At 71.7% G+C, this 15,633-nt stretch carries 15 protein-coding genes and 2 pseudogenes; 13 read left to right on the plus strand and 4 right to left on the minus strand.

Features of this window, described 5'->3' with window-relative positions:
* Nucleotides 1-1,060, plus strand: a 1,060-nt coding sequence (argH, locus tag VR44_RS15385) for an argininosuccinate lyase (protein WP_045948050.1), incomplete at its 5' end; no start/stop codon positions are given.
* 70 nt (nt 1,061-1,130) lie between these two features.
* Here argH and VR44_RS15390 read toward each other — a convergent pair.
* Nucleotides 1,131-1,643 (minus strand): HAD domain-containing protein, encoded by a 513-nt coding sequence (locus tag VR44_RS15390; RefSeq protein WP_045948051.1) that lies wholly within the window; start codon nt 1,641-1,643, stop codon nt 1,131-1,133.
* A gap of 89 nt (nt 1,644-1,732) precedes the next feature.
* Here VR44_RS15390 and VR44_RS15395 point away from each other — a divergent pair, with 89 nt between their 5' ends.
* The 3 genes from VR44_RS15395 to VR44_RS15405 all read left to right on the plus strand — a co-directional run bounded on the left by VR44_RS15395 (nt 1,733) and on the right by VR44_RS15405 (nt 5,382).
* Nucleotides 1,733-2,281 carry a TetR/AcrR family transcriptional regulator gene (locus tag VR44_RS15395; RefSeq protein ID WP_045948052.1) on the plus strand — a complete coding sequence of 183 codons (549 nt, stop codon included), beginning with the start codon at nt 1,733-1,735 and terminating at the stop codon, nt 2,279-2,281.
* Nucleotides 2,281-3,825 carry an MFS transporter gene (locus VR44_RS15400; protein ID WP_045948053.1) on the plus strand — a complete coding sequence of 515 codons (1,545 nt, stop codon included), beginning with the start codon at nt 2,281-2,283 and terminating at the stop codon, nt 3,823-3,825. Before VR44_RS15395 ends, VR44_RS15400 begins: the two co-directional genes overlap by 1 nt.
* 69 nt (nt 3,826-3,894) lie before the next feature.
* On the plus strand, nt 3,895-5,382 hold the full coding sequence (locus tag VR44_RS15405; protein ID WP_045948054.1) for a hypothetical protein: 1,488 nt from the start codon (nt 3,895-3,897) through the stop codon (nt 5,380-5,382).
* Nucleotides 5,383-5,400: 18 nt separating this feature from the next.
* On the opposite strand, the gene VR44_RS15410 is transcribed toward VR44_RS15405, so the two are convergent.
* Nucleotides 5,401-6,021 (minus strand): lysophospholipid acyltransferase family protein, encoded by a 621-nt coding sequence (locus VR44_RS15410; RefSeq protein ID WP_045948065.1) that lies wholly within the window; start codon nt 6,019-6,021, stop codon nt 5,401-5,403.
* Nucleotides 6,022-6,319: 298 nt separating this feature from the next.
* Here VR44_RS15410 and VR44_RS15415 point away from each other — a divergent pair, with 298 nt between their 5' ends.
* From VR44_RS15415 to VR44_RS15425, 3 genes are all read left to right on the plus strand, one after another.
* Complete coding sequence (locus tag VR44_RS15415) at nt 6,320-7,480, plus strand: glycerophosphodiester phosphodiesterase (RefSeq protein ID WP_094191672.1); 1,161 nt, start codon at nt 6,320-6,322, stop codon at nt 7,478-7,480.
* A 73-nt stretch (nt 7,481-7,553) separates the two neighbouring features.
* The gene (locus VR44_RS15420; RefSeq protein WP_045948055.1) at nt 7,554-8,078 is read left to right on the plus strand and encodes a sigma-70 family RNA polymerase sigma factor; all 525 of its coding nucleotides are present in this window, start codon (nt 7,554-7,556) and stop codon (nt 8,076-8,078) included.
* A 37-nt stretch (nt 8,079-8,115) separates the two neighbouring features.
* Nucleotides 8,116-8,622 (plus strand): GNAT family N-acetyltransferase, encoded by a 507-nt coding sequence (locus tag VR44_RS15425; RefSeq protein ID WP_045948056.1) that lies wholly within the window; start codon nt 8,116-8,118, stop codon nt 8,620-8,622.
* Between the two features lie 31 nt (nt 8,623-8,653).
* Here VR44_RS15425 and VR44_RS15430 read toward each other — a convergent pair whose 3' ends face one another.
* Both VR44_RS15430 and VR44_RS15435 read right to left on the minus strand, forming a co-directional pair.
* Nucleotides 8,654-9,070: a hypothetical protein gene (locus tag VR44_RS15430; protein ID WP_045948057.1), complete on the minus strand. Its 417-nt coding sequence runs from the start codon at nt 9,068-9,070 to the stop codon at nt 8,654-8,656.
* Entirely contained in the window at nt 9,063-9,431 is a 369-nt protein-coding gene (locus VR44_RS15435; RefSeq protein ID WP_045948058.1) for a hypothetical protein, read from the minus strand. The genes VR44_RS15430 and VR44_RS15435 overlap by 8 nt, the downstream gene beginning before the upstream one ends.
* A 571-nt stretch (nt 9,432-10,002) precedes the next feature.
* On the opposite strand from VR44_RS15435, the gene VR44_RS15440 reads away from it, so the two are divergent.
* The 6 genes and pseudogenes from VR44_RS15440 to VR44_RS15465 form a co-directional block, all read left to right on the plus strand.
* Complete coding sequence (locus tag VR44_RS15440) at nt 10,003-11,058, plus strand: methionine ABC transporter ATP-binding protein (RefSeq protein ID WP_045948059.1); 1,056 nt, start codon at nt 10,003-10,005, stop codon at nt 11,056-11,058.
* Nucleotides 11,055-11,723: a methionine ABC transporter permease gene (locus VR44_RS15445; RefSeq protein WP_045948060.1), complete on the plus strand. Its 669-nt coding sequence runs from the start codon at nt 11,055-11,057 to the stop codon at nt 11,721-11,723. Before VR44_RS15440 ends, VR44_RS15445 begins: the two co-directional genes overlap by 4 nt.
* Before the next feature lie 112 nt (nt 11,724-11,835).
* Nucleotides 11,836-12,699, plus strand: a complete 864-nt coding sequence (locus VR44_RS15450) for a MetQ/NlpA family ABC transporter substrate-binding protein (RefSeq protein WP_045948061.1) — start codon at nt 11,836-11,838, stop codon at nt 12,697-12,699.
* Nucleotides 12,700-12,909: 210 nt separating this feature from the next.
* Nucleotides 12,910-13,488: pseudogene (locus VR44_RS15455) on the plus strand (GNAT family N-acetyltransferase); the annotation flags it as partial.
* Between the two features lie 247 nt (nt 13,489-13,735).
* Nucleotides 13,736-14,950, plus strand: coding sequence for a precorrin-6y C5,15-methyltransferase (decarboxylating) subunit CbiE (cbiE, locus tag VR44_RS15460; RefSeq protein ID WP_045948063.1), 1,215 nt, complete (start codon nt 13,736-13,738; stop codon nt 14,948-14,950).
* Between the two features lie 245 nt (nt 14,951-15,195).
* A pseudogene (locus VR44_RS15465) lies at nt 15,196-15,633 on the plus strand (hypothetical protein); the annotation flags it as partial.

Below are 15,633 nucleotides of genomic sequence, written 5' to 3' on the forward strand. Positions count from 1 at the left end.
CTTCCGGATGTACCTGCGCGACCACGCGCGGATCATCGGCGGCCTGGTCGCCGACCTCCAGGACGCCCTGGTCGGCCTGGCCGAGGCGCACCCGGACGTGGCGATGCCGGGCCGCACCCACCTCCAGCACGCCCAGCCCGTCCTCTTCGCCCACCACGTCCTCGCGCACGTGCAGTCCCTGTCCCGGGACGCCGAGCGGCTGCGGCAGTGGGACACCCGCACGGCCGTCTCCCCGTACGGCTCGGGCGCCCTGGCCGGCTCCTCCCTCGGCCTGGACCCGGAGGCGGTCGCCGCGGACCTGGGCTTCGAGCGCGGCTCGGTGGGCAACTCGATCGACGGCACCGCCTCGCGCGACTTCGTCGCCGAGTTCGCGTTCGTCACCGCGATGATCGGGATCAACCTCTCCCGGATCGCCGAGGAGATCATCCTGTGGAACACGAAGGAGTTCTCCTTCGTCACCCTCCACGACGCCTTCTCCACCGGCTCCTCGATCATGCCGCAGAAGAAGAACCCGGACATCGCGGAGCTGGCGCGCGGCAAGTCGGGCCGCCTCATCGGCAACCTGACGGGCCTGCTGGCCACGCTCAAGGCGCTGCCGCTGGCCTACAACCGCGACCTCCAGGAGGACAAGGAGCCCGTCTTCGACTCCTGCGACACCCTGGAGGTGCTGCTGCCCGCGTTCACCGGGATGATGGCCACCCTCACGGTCAACCGGGAGCGCATGGAGGAACTGGCCCCGGCCGGCTTCTCCCTGGCGACCGACATCGCGGAGTGGCTGGTCAAGCAGGGCGTGCCCTTCCGTGTGGCGCACGAGGTGGCCGGCGAGTGCGTCAAGGTCTGCGAGGCCGAGGGCATCGAGCTCGACGAGCTCACCGACGCCCAGTTCGCGAAGATCTCGGAGCACCTGACCCCCGAGGTCCGCACCGTCCTCAACGTCCCCGGCGCCCTGGCCTCCCGCAACGGCCGCGGCGGCACCGCCCCCTCGGCGGTGGCGGTCCAGCTCACCGAGCTGAAGGCCGACCTGGTCATCCAGCACGCCTGGGCGACGCACAAGCAGTAGCCGCCGAAACGCCCGGAGGGGCGGTACGGACCCGCACGGGCCCGTACCGCCCCTCCGGCGTGTCCGGATGTCAGCAGACGACCCGCGCCGCCCATTGCGCCAGCGCGTCGAAGTCCGGCCGGGTCAGGCCGATGCGTTCGTCCACGTGCATGAGCAGCGCGTGCGCGGGATGGCGCTGGTCGACGTACTCGCGGTCCAGGGCCGTGATGTCGTCGTCGATCCAGGCGAAGGGCCGCGCGCCCGCGTACTCCAGGACGTACTGCGTCTTCCAGAACGTGCCGCGCGGCGCCCGGCCGTGCATCACCGGCCAGTCGATGAACGGCAGCCGCGGCAGGCCGAGCCGCGGGCCTATCCAGTCGTTGGCCTCGTCCTTCCAGGTGGTGGCCCAGACGAGCTCGTACGAGTCCGCCAGTGCGAGCAGCTCGGCCCCGTGGCCGGGGTGGAGCCAGACCCGCAGCGGCCTGCCCTCCGTGAAGCCCGTGGGCCGCATGCGGTGGGTGGTGTAGCCCTCGGGGCGGCGCTGGGCCTTGGCCGCGTACGGGTTCAGGGGGCCGTCGACGTCGATCAGCAGCAGTGGCTTCATGCGCACACACTTCCTTTCCGGCCGCCCTCCGGGCAGCTGCTTTTTCTTTGAATGAGACATGGCTGTCTCATTTGAGGTATGGTTGTCTCATGGCCATGGATCGTGACCAGGTGCTCCGCGACGCGGCGGCCCTGCTCTCCCGCAAATCGACCGCGACGATGGACGAGGTGGCCCGCGCCGCCGGAATCGGCCGGGCGACCCTCCACCGGCACTTCGCCGGGCGCGACGCCCTCGTACGGGCCCTCGAAGACCTCGGCATCCGCTGCTTCGAGCTCGCCTTCGACCGGGCCCGCCTGGACGAGGGCACCGCGGTGGAGGCGCTGCGCCGCCTGGTCGCCGAGACCGAGCCCGACGCGCAGCTGTTGGCCTTCCTCGTCACCGAGAACCAGCTCTTCGAGGGCGACCAGGTCAACGAGGGCTGGGCCCGCCTCGACGCCCGCGTCGGCGAACTCTTCCGGCGCGGCCAGCGGGAGGGCGACATCCGGATCGACCTGAGCGCCGCCTGGCTCACCGAGGCCCTCTACGGCCTCGTCGCCACCTGCGCCTGGGCCGTCATGGACGGCCGGGTCGCGGCCAAGGACTTCCAGTACATGATCACCGAGCTGCTGCTCGGTGGCGCTAAACGGAGTGTGGAGTGATGACCAGAACCGAACAGCTGAACCGGCGGACCGGGGCGGAGGGGAGGAGCCGCGGACGCTGGCTGGCCCTCTCCGTGCTCGTCCTGGCCGTACTGCTGGTCGCGGTCGACGCCACCGTCCTCGGCCTCGCCACCCCCTCCCTCAGCGAGGACCTCAAGCCGTCCGGCACCCAGCTGCTGTGGATCGGCGACATCTACTCCTTCGTCATCGCCGGCCTGCTCGTCTCCATGGGCTCCCTCGGCGACCGCATCGGCCGGAAGAAGCTCCTGCTCCTCGGCGCCACCGCCTTCGGGGCCGTCTCCGTCCTGAACGCCTACGCCAACAGCCCCGAGATGATGATCGTGGCCCGCGCGCTGCTCGGCGTCGCCGGCGCCACCCTGATGCCGTCCACCCTCGCGCTGATCCGCAACATCTTCCACGACCCCAAGGAACGCAGCCTCGCCATCGGCATCTGGGGCGCCACCGCCTCCGCCGGCGCGGCCGTCGGACCGGTCGTCGGCGGGGCCCTGCTCCAGCACTTCTGGTGGGGCTCGGTCTTCCTCATCAACCTGCCCGTGATGGCCGTCCTGGTCATCGTCGGCGTCAAGCTGCTCCCCGAGTCCAAGAACCCGGTCTCCGGCCCCTGGGACCTGCTCAGCGTGGCCCTCTCGCTGGTCGGCGTCATCGGCGTGGTCTACGCCGTCAAGGAAGTCGCCACCCACGGCCTGACCTGGGGCGTCGCCGCCGCCGCAGGCATCGGCGCGGGCTGCCTGTACGCCTTCGTGCGCCGCCAGTACACCCTGGCCTCGCCGCTGCTCGACATGCGGCTCTTCAGGCACCGCGGCTTCTCCGGCGCGGTCCTCGCCGACCTGCTGACCGTCTTCGGCCTCTCCGGCCTGGTCTTCTTCCTCTCCCAGTTCCTCCAGCTGGTCCAGGGCCGCGACCCCCTGGAGGCGGGCCTGGCCGAACTGCCCGCCGCCGTCGGCGCGGTCGTCACCGGCCTGGTCGCCGGCCGGTACGCCCGCCGGTACTCGGTGCGGGTCATCGTGGCCGGCGGTCTGGCCGCCATCGGCGTGGCCCTGGCCGCCCTCACCCTGATCCACCCCGACAGCGGCTACCCGCTGCTCGGCGCGGCCCTGCTCGGCGTCGGCCTCGGCGCCGGCTTCTCCTTCACCGTCACCGCCGACGTGATCCTCTCCAGCGTGCCCAAGGAGCAGGCCGGCTCGGCCTCGGCCGTCTCCGAGACCGCCTACGAGCTGGGCGCCGCCCTCGGCATCGCCCTCCTCGGCTCCATCGTCACCGGCGTCTACCAGGGCTTCACCGCCCCGGCGTCGGTCCCCGCCCCGGTGGCCGACGCGGCCCACGAGTCGCTCGGCGGAGCCGTCGAAGCCGCCCGGGTCCTGGACCCGCAGACCGCCCAGACCATGGTCGGCGCGGCCCAGGAGGCCTTCGTGGACGGACTGCGGGTCGCCTCCGGCGTCGGCGCGGCCGTCCTGCTCGCCACCGCGGTGGCTGCCTGGTTCCTGCTGAAGGGGCAGGAGCTCCAGGACGGCGTCGAGCACTGACGCGGCGCCAGGGGGTGGTGTCCCGTGCGCAGTTGACAGCCCGTCGGGGCGCGGGACACCATCCCGGCGATGGAGATCACCGACCTGACCCCCGCCGAACGCCGCATATGGGAGGCCTTCCCGCGCGGCGAAGGCGTCGACTTCCGCGAGAGCCCCGACGAGGACGCCTCGGGCGGTCACGACTGGGGGCCGGAGCGGACCGTACGGGCCGACGTGCTCGCCGCCCTCCTGCTGAGCGGCCCTTCCCCCGCGGGACAGGTCGCCGAGCTCAACGTCAGGGGCGCCCGGATCACCGGCAAGCTGAACCTCAAGTACGCCGTCGTCGACCACCCGATCCGGCTGCGCAGTTGCTGGTTCGAGCGCAAACCCCAGCTCTACGGGGCCCGGCTGCGCGCCCTGGTCCTGAACGACTCGACGCTGCCCGGACTCACCGCCTCCACCGTCACCGTCGACATCGACCTGAGGCTGTCCTGCTGCCGCGTCACCGGGCCCGTCCGGCTCGCCGGGGCCCGGATAGCCGGCGGCCTCTTCCTGCGCCGGGCGGTCATCGGCACCCCGGCCACCGGCGAGGAGGCCCCCCAGGAGACCCCGGAGCCGCCGCTCCAGATCAACCACGCCGACATCGGCACCGACATCATCGCCATGGAACTCACCGTCCACGGCCAGACCCGCATGAACGGCACCACCGTCGCCGGTCAGATCAACCTCGACCACGCCCGTCTGAACGCCCCGGGCGGGATAGCCCTGCACGCCGAGACCCTGTCCGTCGGAACCGACCTGCGGGCCAGCCGTCTCGAAGCCGACGGGATGGTCAACCTCACCGGCGCCCGTATACCGGGCCAGGCCTACTTCTCCCGCGCCCGGCTGAGCGCCCCCGGCGAGACCGCCCTGCGCGCCTCCAGCTGCACGATCGGCGAGCTGTGGCTGCGCGAGTGCCCGCGCATCGACGGCATCGTCAACCTGCGCCGCAGCCAGCTGGACATGCTCTACGCAGAACCGGACACCTGGCCGCCCGTGGTCCGCACCGACGGGCTCACCTACCGGGTGCTGCACCCGCACCTGCCCGCGGAGGAACGGCTGCCGCTGCTGGAGCGGGAGGAGTCCGGCTACCTCCCGTACGTCTACGAGCAGCTCGCCGCCGCCTACCGCACCGTCGGCGACGAGAGCGCCGCCCGCGACGTCCAGCTCGCCAAGCTGCGCCGCCACCGCCGCACCCAGCCGCACCACACGCGCCTGTGGGGCCTCCTGCAGGACGTCACCGTCGGCTACGGCTTCCGGCCGCTGCGCGCGGCGGGCTGGCTCCTGCTGCTGGTCCTGACCGGCTGGATCGCGTACGGGCTGCACCACCCGAGGCCGCTGAAGCCGGGGGAGGCCCCCGACTTCAATCCGGTCTTCTACACGATCGACCTGCTGCTGCCGATCATCGGATTCGGCCAGGAGGAGGCCTTCGCGCCGAGCGGCTGGTACCAGTGGCTGTCGTACCTGCTGATCGTGACCGGCTGGATCCTCGCCACCACGACGGCGGCGGGCGTCAGCCGGTCACTGCAGCGCCAGTAGCGCCTGCGGGAAGGGGGCTCAGGCCGCCTTCGCCTTGGTCGCGTACATGTCCACGTACTCCTGGCCCGACAGGCGCATGACCTCGGCCATCACCGAGTCGGTGACGGCGCGCAGCACGTAGCGGTCGCGGTCCATGCCCTCGTAGCGGGAGAACTCCATCGGCTCGCCGAAGCGGATGGTGACCCGGCCCGGGCGGGGCATGCCCTTGCCGCCGGGCTGGAGCTTGTCCGTGCCGATCACCGCGAACGGGATCACCGGGGCGCCCGTCATCAGGGTGAGGCGGGCGATGCCGGTGCGGCCGCGGTAGAGCCGGCCGTCGGGGGAGCGGGTGCCCTCGGGGTAGATCCCGAAGATCTTGCCCTCCTCCAGGATCCTGCGGCCCGTCATCAGCGCGGCGACGCCGCCGTTCGCCCCGTCCCGGTCCACCGGGATCATGCCGGAGCCGGTGAAGAACCAGGCCATCAGCCGGCCCTTGAGGCCCTTGCCCGTCACGTACTCGTCCTTGCCGATGAAGTGGACCGTGCGGTCGCACACCATCGGCAGGATCATCGAGTCGATGAAGGTCAGGTGATTGCCCGCCAGGATCACGGGGCCGGTGCCCGGAATGTTCTCCAGCCCCTCCACCCTGGTGCGGAACATCAGGCGGATGACCGATCCAGCAGTGGCCTTGATGAGCGCGGTACGGAACAACGTGAGCCCTCCGGCATCGAAAAGCGGTTTTCGCACCACACGGCGGTAGTGCAGGTGAGGACGATACTCGCGGGTCACCCCTGATCGCACATCGGGTTCACGAGGTGGATACGCAGTGTTGACGTGTGTTTCCGCCATGTTCCGCGCGATCCCATCCGTCAGTCATCCCCCTTGCCTACCATCGGCTCGCCGATTTCCAAAAGAGGCCGAGCGATTACCGATCATTTCCGAACAAGGAGTGGCCCTGATGATGCCAGGTGGGACAGCCCGGCGCACCGTCCTGGGAGCCGCGGTCCTCGCGGCCGGAACCGGAATCGGCACGCTCGCCACGGGCACCGCCTCCGCGAGCGAGGCCGGGCACGGCGAGGGCGGCTACCGCGACCTCCCCGTCCCCCTGGTCATCGGCCACCGGGGCTCCAGCGGCTACCGCCCCGAGCACACCCTGGGCTCCTACCAACTCGCCCTCGACCTCGGCGCCGACGTCATCGAACAGGACCTCGTCCCCACCAAGGACGGCCACCTGGTCTGCCGCCACGAGAACGAGATCGGCGGCACCACCGACGTCGCCGACCACCCCGAGTTCACCGGCCGGCGCACCACCAAGACCGTCGACGGGGTCTCCGTCACCGGCTGGTTCACCGAGGACTTCACCCTCGCCGAGCTGCGCACCCTGCGTGCCAAGGAGCGCATTCCGGCCATTCGTCAGCGCAACACCCTCTACGACGGCCGCTGGGCCGTCCCCACCTTCGAAGAGGTGCTGCGCTGGGCCGACCGCGAGGGCAAGCGGCGCGGCAAGCGGGTCTGGCTGCACGTGGAGACCAAGCACCCCACCTACTTCCGCGGTCTCGGCCTCGGCCTGGAGGAGCCCCTCTCCGCCCTGCTGCGCCGCTACGGCCGCGACGGACGCAATGCCGCCGTCTTCCTCCAGTCCTTCGAGCCCTCCAGCATCCAGCGGCTCTCCCGCCTGGTGTCCGCCCCGCGCGTGGTGCTGCTCTCCGCCGCGAACACCCGGCCCTGGGACTTCGAGACGGCCAAGGACCCCCGTACCGTCGCCGACCTCGTCACGCCCGAGGGCCTGAAGTGGATCGCCGGCTTCGCCCAGGGCATCGGCCCCACCCTGGACCTCATCGTCCCGCGCACCGCGGACGGCCGGCTCGGGACCCCCACCACCCTGGTGCGCGACGCCCACGCCCGCGGCCTCGTCCTGCACCCCTACACGGCCCGCAACGAGAACACCTTCCTGCCGGCCGAGTACCGCAAGGGCACCGACCCGAACGCCTACGGGGACGCCTTCGGCGCCTTCAAGCGCTACTTCGAGCTGGGCGTCGACGCCATCTTCACCGACAACCCCGACACCGGACTCCTCGCCGCCGAGGCCTTCCGCCCCGGACGCGGCGTCAACCGCTAGGCCCCCGGCCACGTACGGGTGGGCCGGGTCCGGCGGGGAAACCGCCCGGCCCGGCCCCCGCGTCCCGCCCGGCATGGACCTGCGAAGCGAACCCGAACTGATCGAGGAGCTGCGCCCGCTGCTCTCCGCCGAAGCCGCCGCGGAGGCCCCCGCCGCCGGAGTGGACGCCGCCGACCTCGAACAGGCCGTCTGGGTGAGGCTCCTCGAACAGGGCCCGCCCGGCCCCGCACCGGCCGGCCGGGCCCGCTGGCTGAGGCGGGCCGTGCGCGCCGAGGCCCGGCTCGCCCGCCGGCACACGCGGCGCGAGGTCCCGTACGGGGCGGCCCCCGCGGCCACGGCCGACGAACCCGAGGACGCCCTGCTGCACGGGGAGGAGAACCGCGCCCTCCGATCGGCGGTCGCCCGGTTGCCGGGACGCTGCCCCGAACTGATAGCCGCACTTCTGTCGCCCCGGGACCTCACATACCGTGAAATCGCAGGAGAGTTGGGTATCTCACAAGGAAGTTTGGGGCCGGTACGTTCCCGTTGCCTGGGATGTCTGCGCAGAATGCTCGCTGCAGAGGTTGCGGCTCCTGGCCTGTGGGGAAAGGAGCGGTAGACCAGAGAGCCACCAGGTGAGCGGGAGGCATGCGCACATGGGCATGAGCGTGACCATTTCGGCGGCGGCCGCCGAAGACGCCGAGCAGATCTTCAAGCTGCAGTACCTGGCGTTCCAGCGGGAGGCCGAGCTGTACGGCAACTACCTCATCCAGCCGCTCACCCAGTCCCTGGACTCCCTGAAGCAGGAGCTGGCCACGGACACCGTCCTGGTCGCCCGGCTCGGTGACGAGGTGGTCGGCACGGTGCGCGGCAGCGTCGGCGAGGACGGCACCGCCAGCATCGCCAAACTGTGCGTCCACCCCCGCCTCCAGGGCCACGGCCTCGGCGCCCGGCTGCTGCGCGCGGTCGAGGAGGCCCTCGCCGGTCACGGCGGCACCACCCGCTTCCGCCTGCACACCGGTCACAAGAGCGAGTCGAACCTGCGGCTCTACCGCAAGGCCGGCTACGCGAAGGTGGGCAACCGCACCGCCTCCGACGGCGTGCACCTGGTGATCCTGGAGAAGGACGCCGAGGTCCCCGCCGACTACACCGTCAGCGCGTAGTGCCCGGCGGCCCGTTGAAGGGGAACACCCGCTAGCGCTTGGCGCGCAGCCAGAGCATCCCGGTGACCGGAAGGACCACCGGGATGAACAGGTAGCCCATCCCGAAGTCCGACCACACGGTCGCGTCGGGGAAGGCCTCGGGCCGGATCAGCGTCCAGGTACCGACGGCCAGCACGCCCGCGAGCTCGGCGCCGCAGCACACCAGTGCCGCCCGCCGGGCCCGGTCGCCGCCGCGCACGAGCGAGTACGTGATGAACGCGTAGACCAGGGCGGCCGCCGCCGACAGGGAGTACGCCAGCGGCGCCCGGTCGAACTCCGTGGAGATCTGGTAGGCGGAGCGCGAGACCGCGCCGACCACCATGACCCCGTAGAGCCACACCAGCAGCAGCCCCGGCCCGGAGACCAGCCGCTTGCGGGCTTCCGGCGAGGCGGTCGTCGTGTCAGGCACCGGCGGATCCCCAGATGTCGTAGAGGCGCACCTCGAGCACGGCGAGGACGACCGCGCCCGCGGCCACCGTCACCGAGCCCCACTTGGTGCGCTCGGTCAGCGAGAGCAGCCCGGCGGCCGGGACCGCCGCGAAGGCGCCCAGCAGGTAGGCCACGAACAGCACCGTGCCCTGTTCGGGCTTCTCGCCCCGGCCCAGCTGCACCAGGCCGACCACCAGCTGGGCCAGTGCCAGCAGGGTCACCACGGCCATGCCGATGAAGTGCCAGTCCTTGGTCGGCTGGTCCCGCCATACGGCGTGGCCGCACCAGGCGGCGAGGGCGAGGGCGGCCACACCGAGGGCGGCCGTCAGGGCGTCGAGCATGCTGCGAGGGTATTACGGCCCCGGGAGCCGCCCGTGCAGGGGGCGCCGACGGGCCCCCGAGGGTGGCCTTGGCCACAGCCGGCACCCCCGCCCGGCACCGCGCCGGCCGGGTCGCCAGAGCCCCCTCGGCCGTGCCGTGACTGGTCGGGAGCGCTCGCGGGCAACTCGGGACGGAGCGCCGGAGACGACCGTTCCCGTCCGGAATGCGATCGGAATCCGTCTGCTATCCGGACAACATTGATCGGTGAACCGCCATGTCTGCTTTACTGGGGCCCATGACCACGACGAGCAGCCGCACCCTTGCGACCGAGGCGACGATGACGCCCGGTGCTCGTTGTATGTGTCGAATGTGCGCCTTCTGAGGGCCCCTTACCGCGGTCTCGCGCCCCGAAGCGAGACGAGCGAGCCACTCCACCGTCCAGGTCACCGCTGACCCACGGACCGGACCCGCTCCAGCCCCGCGCACGTGTCGACACGCCTCCTTTGTGACGGTTCGACCCGTATCGCGTCCCCAGATGTTTGCCCCGTGCACGGTCCCGCACGCCGTGCACTCGACAGCGACGGAATTCCTGTGATCACCACATCGGGCCTCACGAAGGTCTACCAGTCCCGTGGCCGCGAGGTCACCGCCCTGGACGGCGTCGACCTCCACGTCCGCGAGGGCGAGGTCTACGGAGTCATCGGCCAGAGCGGCGCCGGCAAGTCCTCCCTCATCCGCTGCGTGAACCTGCTGGAACGCCCCACCACCGGCACCGTCACGGTCGACGGCGTGGAGCTCACCGCCCTCGCCGGCCGCGGCCGGCGCGCCGGCAAGGAGCTCCGCGAGGCCCGCAGCCGCATCGGCATGGTCTTCCAGCACTTCAACCTGCTGTCCTCCCGGACCGTCCAGGCCAACATCGAGCTCCCCCTGGAGATCCTCGGCGTGGACCGCCGCGAACGCTCCCGCAAGGCCCTGGAGCTCCTCGACCTCGTCGGCCTCGCCGACAAGGCCAAGGCCTACCCCACCCAGCTCTCCGGCGGACAGAAGCAGCGCGTCGGTATCGCCCGCGCCCTGGCCGGCGACCCCAAGGTGCTCCTCTCCGACGAGGCCACCAGCGCCCTCGACCCCGAGACCACCCGCTCCATCCTCCAGCTCCTGCGCGACCTCAACCGGCAGCTCGGCCTCACCGTCCTGCTCATCACGCACGAGATGGACGTCGTCAAGAGCATCTGCGACTCCGCCGCCCTGATGAAGAAGGGCCGGATCATCGAGTCCGGCACCGTCTCCGAGCTGCTCGCCACCCCCGGCTCCGAGCTCGCCGCCGAACTCTTCCCCGTCAGCGGCACCGCCACCGGCGCGGACCGCACGGTCATCGACGTCACCTTCCACGGCGAGGCCGCCACCCAGCCCGTCATCTCCCAGCTGGCGCGCACCTACAACATCGACATCTCGATCCTCGGAGCCGCGATGGACACCGTCGCCGGCCGCCAGATCGGCCGCATGCGCATCGAGCTGCCCGGCCGCTACGAGGACAACGTGGTCCCCGTCGGCTTCCTGCGCGAGCAGGGCCTCCAGGTCGACGTGGTCGACGGGACGGACGACATCGACGACGAGCTGGCCGAACTGGTCAAGGACGGTGCCAAGTGACCTGGTCCGAAATGCAGCCCCTGCTCACCCAGGGCACCTACGACACCCTCTACATGGTCCTGTGGTCCACCCTGGTGACCGTCCTCGGCGGACTGCCCATCGGCATCCTCCTCGTCCTCACCGACAAGGGCGGCCTCCTGCGGAACCAGCCGCTCAACAAGGCCCTCGGCGTGATCGTGAACATAGGCCGCTCGCTGCCGTTCATCATCCTGCTGATCGCCCTGATCCCGGTCACCACGGCCGTCGTCGGCACCTTCATCGGCCCCACCGCCATGATCGTCCCGCTGGCCATCGGCGCCGTCCCCTTCTTCGCGCGCCTCGTCGAGACGGCCGTCCGCGAGGTCGACCACGGCCTGATCGAGGCCGTCGAGTCCATGGGCGGCGGCATCCCCACCCTCGTCGGCAAGGTCCTCCTCCCGCAGGCCCTGCCCTCCCTGGTCGCCGCCGTCACCACCACCGTCATCACCCTCGTCGGCTACTCCGCCATGGCCGGCGCCGTCGGCGGCGAAGGACTCGGCTCCAAGGCCATCACCTACGGCTTCCAGCGCTTCGAGACCGGCTTCATGGTCGCCACCGTCGTGGTCCTGATCGCCCTCGTCACGGTGATCCAGCTGATCGGCGACGGCGTGGTGCGCGTCCTCGCCCGCCGCGGCCGGACAGCCTGAGCCCGCCCCGGGCCCCTGAGTTTCCCCACCCGAGAAAGCCCGCACTTGTCGTGCCTGGGCCACCACCAGCGGGTCCCCACCCCGGACCCGTCCCGCAAGAAAGGCACTCTTCGTGCGTAAGAACATCAAGCTCACCGCCTTCGCCGCCGCCTCCGCCGCGCTCGCCCTCGGCCTCACCGCCTGCGGCAGCTCCTCGGACCCCTCCTCCACCAAGGCCGACGGCGGCAAGGCCGACGAGAGCAAGCCCCTCGTCATCGCGGCCTCCCCGAGCCCGCACGCCGACATCCTGAACTTCGTCAAGGACAAGCTCGCGGCCAAGGAAGGCCTCAAGCTGGAGGTGAAGGAGTTCACCGACTACGTCCTGCCCAACACCGCCACCGAGCAGGGCCAGGTCGACGGCAACTACTTCCAGCACAAGCCGTACCTCGACGACTTCAACAAGAAGAACGGCACGCACATCGTGCCCGTCGTGAACGTGCACCTGGAGCCCCTCGGCCTCTACTCCAAGAAGGTCAAGGCCCTCACCGACATCAAGGCCGGCCAGACCATCGCCGTCCCCAACGACACCACCAACGAGGGCCGCGCGCTCCAGCTGCTCGCCGCGAACAAGCTGATCACCCTCAAGGACGGCGTCGGCACCACCGCCAAGCTCTCCGACATCACCGACAAGAAGGGCCTGGAGTTCAAGGAGCTGGAGGCCGCCACGGTCCCGCGCGCCCTGAACGACGTCGACGCCGCCGTCATCAACGGCAACTACGCCCTCGAGGCCAACCTGTCGCCCGCCAAGGACGCCCTGGTCCTGGAGAAGGCCGAGGGCAACCCGTACGCCAACTTCCTGGCGGTCAAGGACGGCAAGCAGAACGACCCGCGCGTCCAGAAGCTCGCCAAGCTCCTGAACTCCGACGAGGTCAAGAAGTTCATCGAGGAGAAGTACCAGGGCTCGGTCATCCCGGCCTTCGGCACCCCGGCCGCCTGAAGGAACCTTCCGGCCGCCTGACGAACGGCCCGGCCGACGCCGGACCCCGGCCCCGCGCACCCTCCTGGGCACGCGGGGCCGCGGGCTGCCCGGGAACCTCCCCGGGCATGCCCGCTTCCGGGCAGCCCGGCCCTGCACATCCCCGGGCCGATGCTGCATGCTGTGGCCTACGACCCGCCAAAACGGTCCGTCTCAGGCATGGAGCTGCGCATGACTACCACCTTCCCGGACGTCACCATCAGCACGGACCGGCTGGTGCTGCGCCCCTTCGAGGAGGAGGACGTCACCGCGCTCGCCGAGATGATGAACGACGAGCAGGTCACCGCCTGGACCCCGGTACCGCACCCCTACACCCGTGCCGACGCCCACGCCTGGGCCACCGACCGCTCCCACGCCGAACGCACCGAGGGCCGCGGCATCGTCTTCGCCGTCAGCGAGTTCCTCACCCACCGCCTCGTCGGCACCGTCCACCTCCGCGACACCGACTGGCGCACCCGCACCACCGAGATCCGCTACGTCACCGCCCCCTGGGCCCGTGGCGAGGGCTACGCCAGCGAGTCCGTCCTCGCCGTCGCCCGCTGGCTCTTCCGCGAGCAGCAGTTCGAGAGACTCGAGATGCGCACCGCGGCGGACAACACCGCCGCCCAGCAGGTCGCCCAGAAGATCGGCTGCATCAGCGAAGGCGTCCTGCGCAACGCCTGGACCGTCCGCGCCCAGGCCGCCGACGGCACCTGGACGGACACCCGCACCGACCTCATCGTCTGGAGCCTGGTCCCCGAAGACCTCGACGACGAGGACGCCGACGCCTTCGACGAGGTGTACGGCGCCTACGACACCTACGACAGCCACGAGGCCCGCCTGTCCCGCACCGACCGGCCCGCCCACGCCCCCCAGCCGGCCCACGCCGCCCACGGCCCCGCACCCCAGCCGGTCCACGCCGCCGGCGCGGACCGGAACCGACCCGTGACCAGGTAGTCTCGGCAGTGCGCGACCCCGACGAAACTTCGCCTGCCCCCACCCCAGGAGACTGACGACGATGGCCGACCGGGTCACGGTGATCGGCTGGGACGGCTCCCCCCTGACCGCGGCCGCCCGGTCCGCGCTCTCCGCGGCCACCCTCGTGGCCGGCGCCGCCCACCACCTCGCGCTCCCCGAAGTCCCGCCCGGCGCCGAACGCATCCGCCTCGGCAGCCTCGGCCTCGCCGCCCGCCGCATCGCCGGCCACCGCGGCACCGCCGTCGTCCTCGCCGACGGAGACCCCGGCTTCTTCGGCGTCGTCCGCACCCTGCGCGCCCCCGAACACGGCCTGGAAGTCGAGGTCGTCCCCGCCGTCTCCTCCGTCGCCGCCGCCTTCGCCCGCGCCGGAATGCCCTGGGACGACGCCCAGGTCGTCGTCGCCCACCCCCGCACCCTGCGCCGCGCCGTCAACGTCTGCCGGGCCCGCACCAAGGTCGCCGTCCTCACCTCGCCCGGCGCCGGCCCCGCCGAACTCGCCCTGCTCCTCGAAGGGGTCCACCGGACCTTCGTCATCTGCGAGGAACTCGGCACCGACCGCGAACGCGTCACCGTCCTCACCTCCGACGCCGCCGCCGACCACGCCTGGCGCGACCCCAACGTCGTCATCGTCATCGGCGGCACCGGACACCCCGCCACCGCCGACACCCCCTGGCTCCTCGGCCAGAACCCCGCACAGACCCCCGCCGCCCGGCGCGGCTGGGCCCACCCGGGCACCGACCCGTACGCGGGGGAGGGGGAGTCGGCACAACTGCGCGCCGCCCAGCTCGCCCGCCTCGGCCCCCGCCCCGGCGACCTGGTCTGGGACATCGGCACCGGCCACGGAGCCCTCGCCGTCGACGCCGCGGCCTTCGGCGCCGCCGTCATCGCCGTCGACGCCGACCCGCGCGCCTGTGAGCGCGTAACGGCCGCCGCCCGCAGGCGCGGTGTCCAGATCCAGGTCGTGGCGGGCCGCGCTCCACACGTGCTCGAGAACCTGCCCGAACCCGATGTCGTACGGGTCGGGGGAGGCGGCGCCGCCGTCGTCGCGGCCGTCGCCGACCGCCGCCCCGAACGGATCGTCAGCCACGCCTCCACGCGCGACCAGGCGGAGGCCATCGGACGCACCCTCACCGAGCACGGGTACGCCGTCGAATGCGCCCTCCTGCAGTCCGTGGGCCTCGACACCAGGACCTGGGCCGAACAGGAGCGTTCCGTCGTGTTCCTGCTGGCAGCCGAGCGCCCCGTGAACCGCTGACACGGAGTCCGGGGTAGGCTGGCCGATCGTCGTACCGCCCGGCAGGACGCGCGACGTGGCGCAGTCCACAGGGAACCGTGCCGGTTTCCGGCCGACACGGTGGCCGACGAGCGCGACAATGCTCAGGAGTTGTCGTGCCGGCGCCGACGAGAGGTGGCGCCGCGCGGCGACCCCGCTCGTCGGGCCACCAGGGCGCCGGGCGATCGAAGAGGCGAAGAGGCAACACCGATGGGCGAGGGGTAAGCATGACTGACACCGGCCAGGTCCCGGGCGAGGGTCACCCGGACAACGCGGGCATGGTGGATCAGCAGGGCGTTCCCGCTCCGGTCCCGCAGATGCCCCCGCTGCCGCCGATGCCCCCGGCCGGCTACGCCTTCCAGGACCTCGTCGACGACCCGGCCGAGGACGAGGAACTCCTGCTGATGCCGAGCGGGCACGGGCAGGGCGGTGCCTGGAGCGACCCGCAGGTGGTGCCGCAGGTCCCCGCCTTCCCCGGCGAGTTCCCCGCCGACCAGGGCTACACCGAATACCCCCAGCCCGAGTACTCCCAGCCCCAGGCCGCCGGTTACCCCGAGCCGGGGCAGCTCGGCTTCCCGGAGCCGGGCTACGCGGTGCCGGGCCAGCAGCCCGTCCCCGGCCAGCCGATGCCGGGTCAGCCCCTCGCGGGCCAGCCGCTGCAGGAC

The organism is Streptomyces katrae (assembly GCF_000966975.1).
Lineage (GTDB): Bacteria > Actinomycetota > Actinomycetes > Streptomycetales > Streptomycetaceae > Streptomyces > Streptomyces katrae.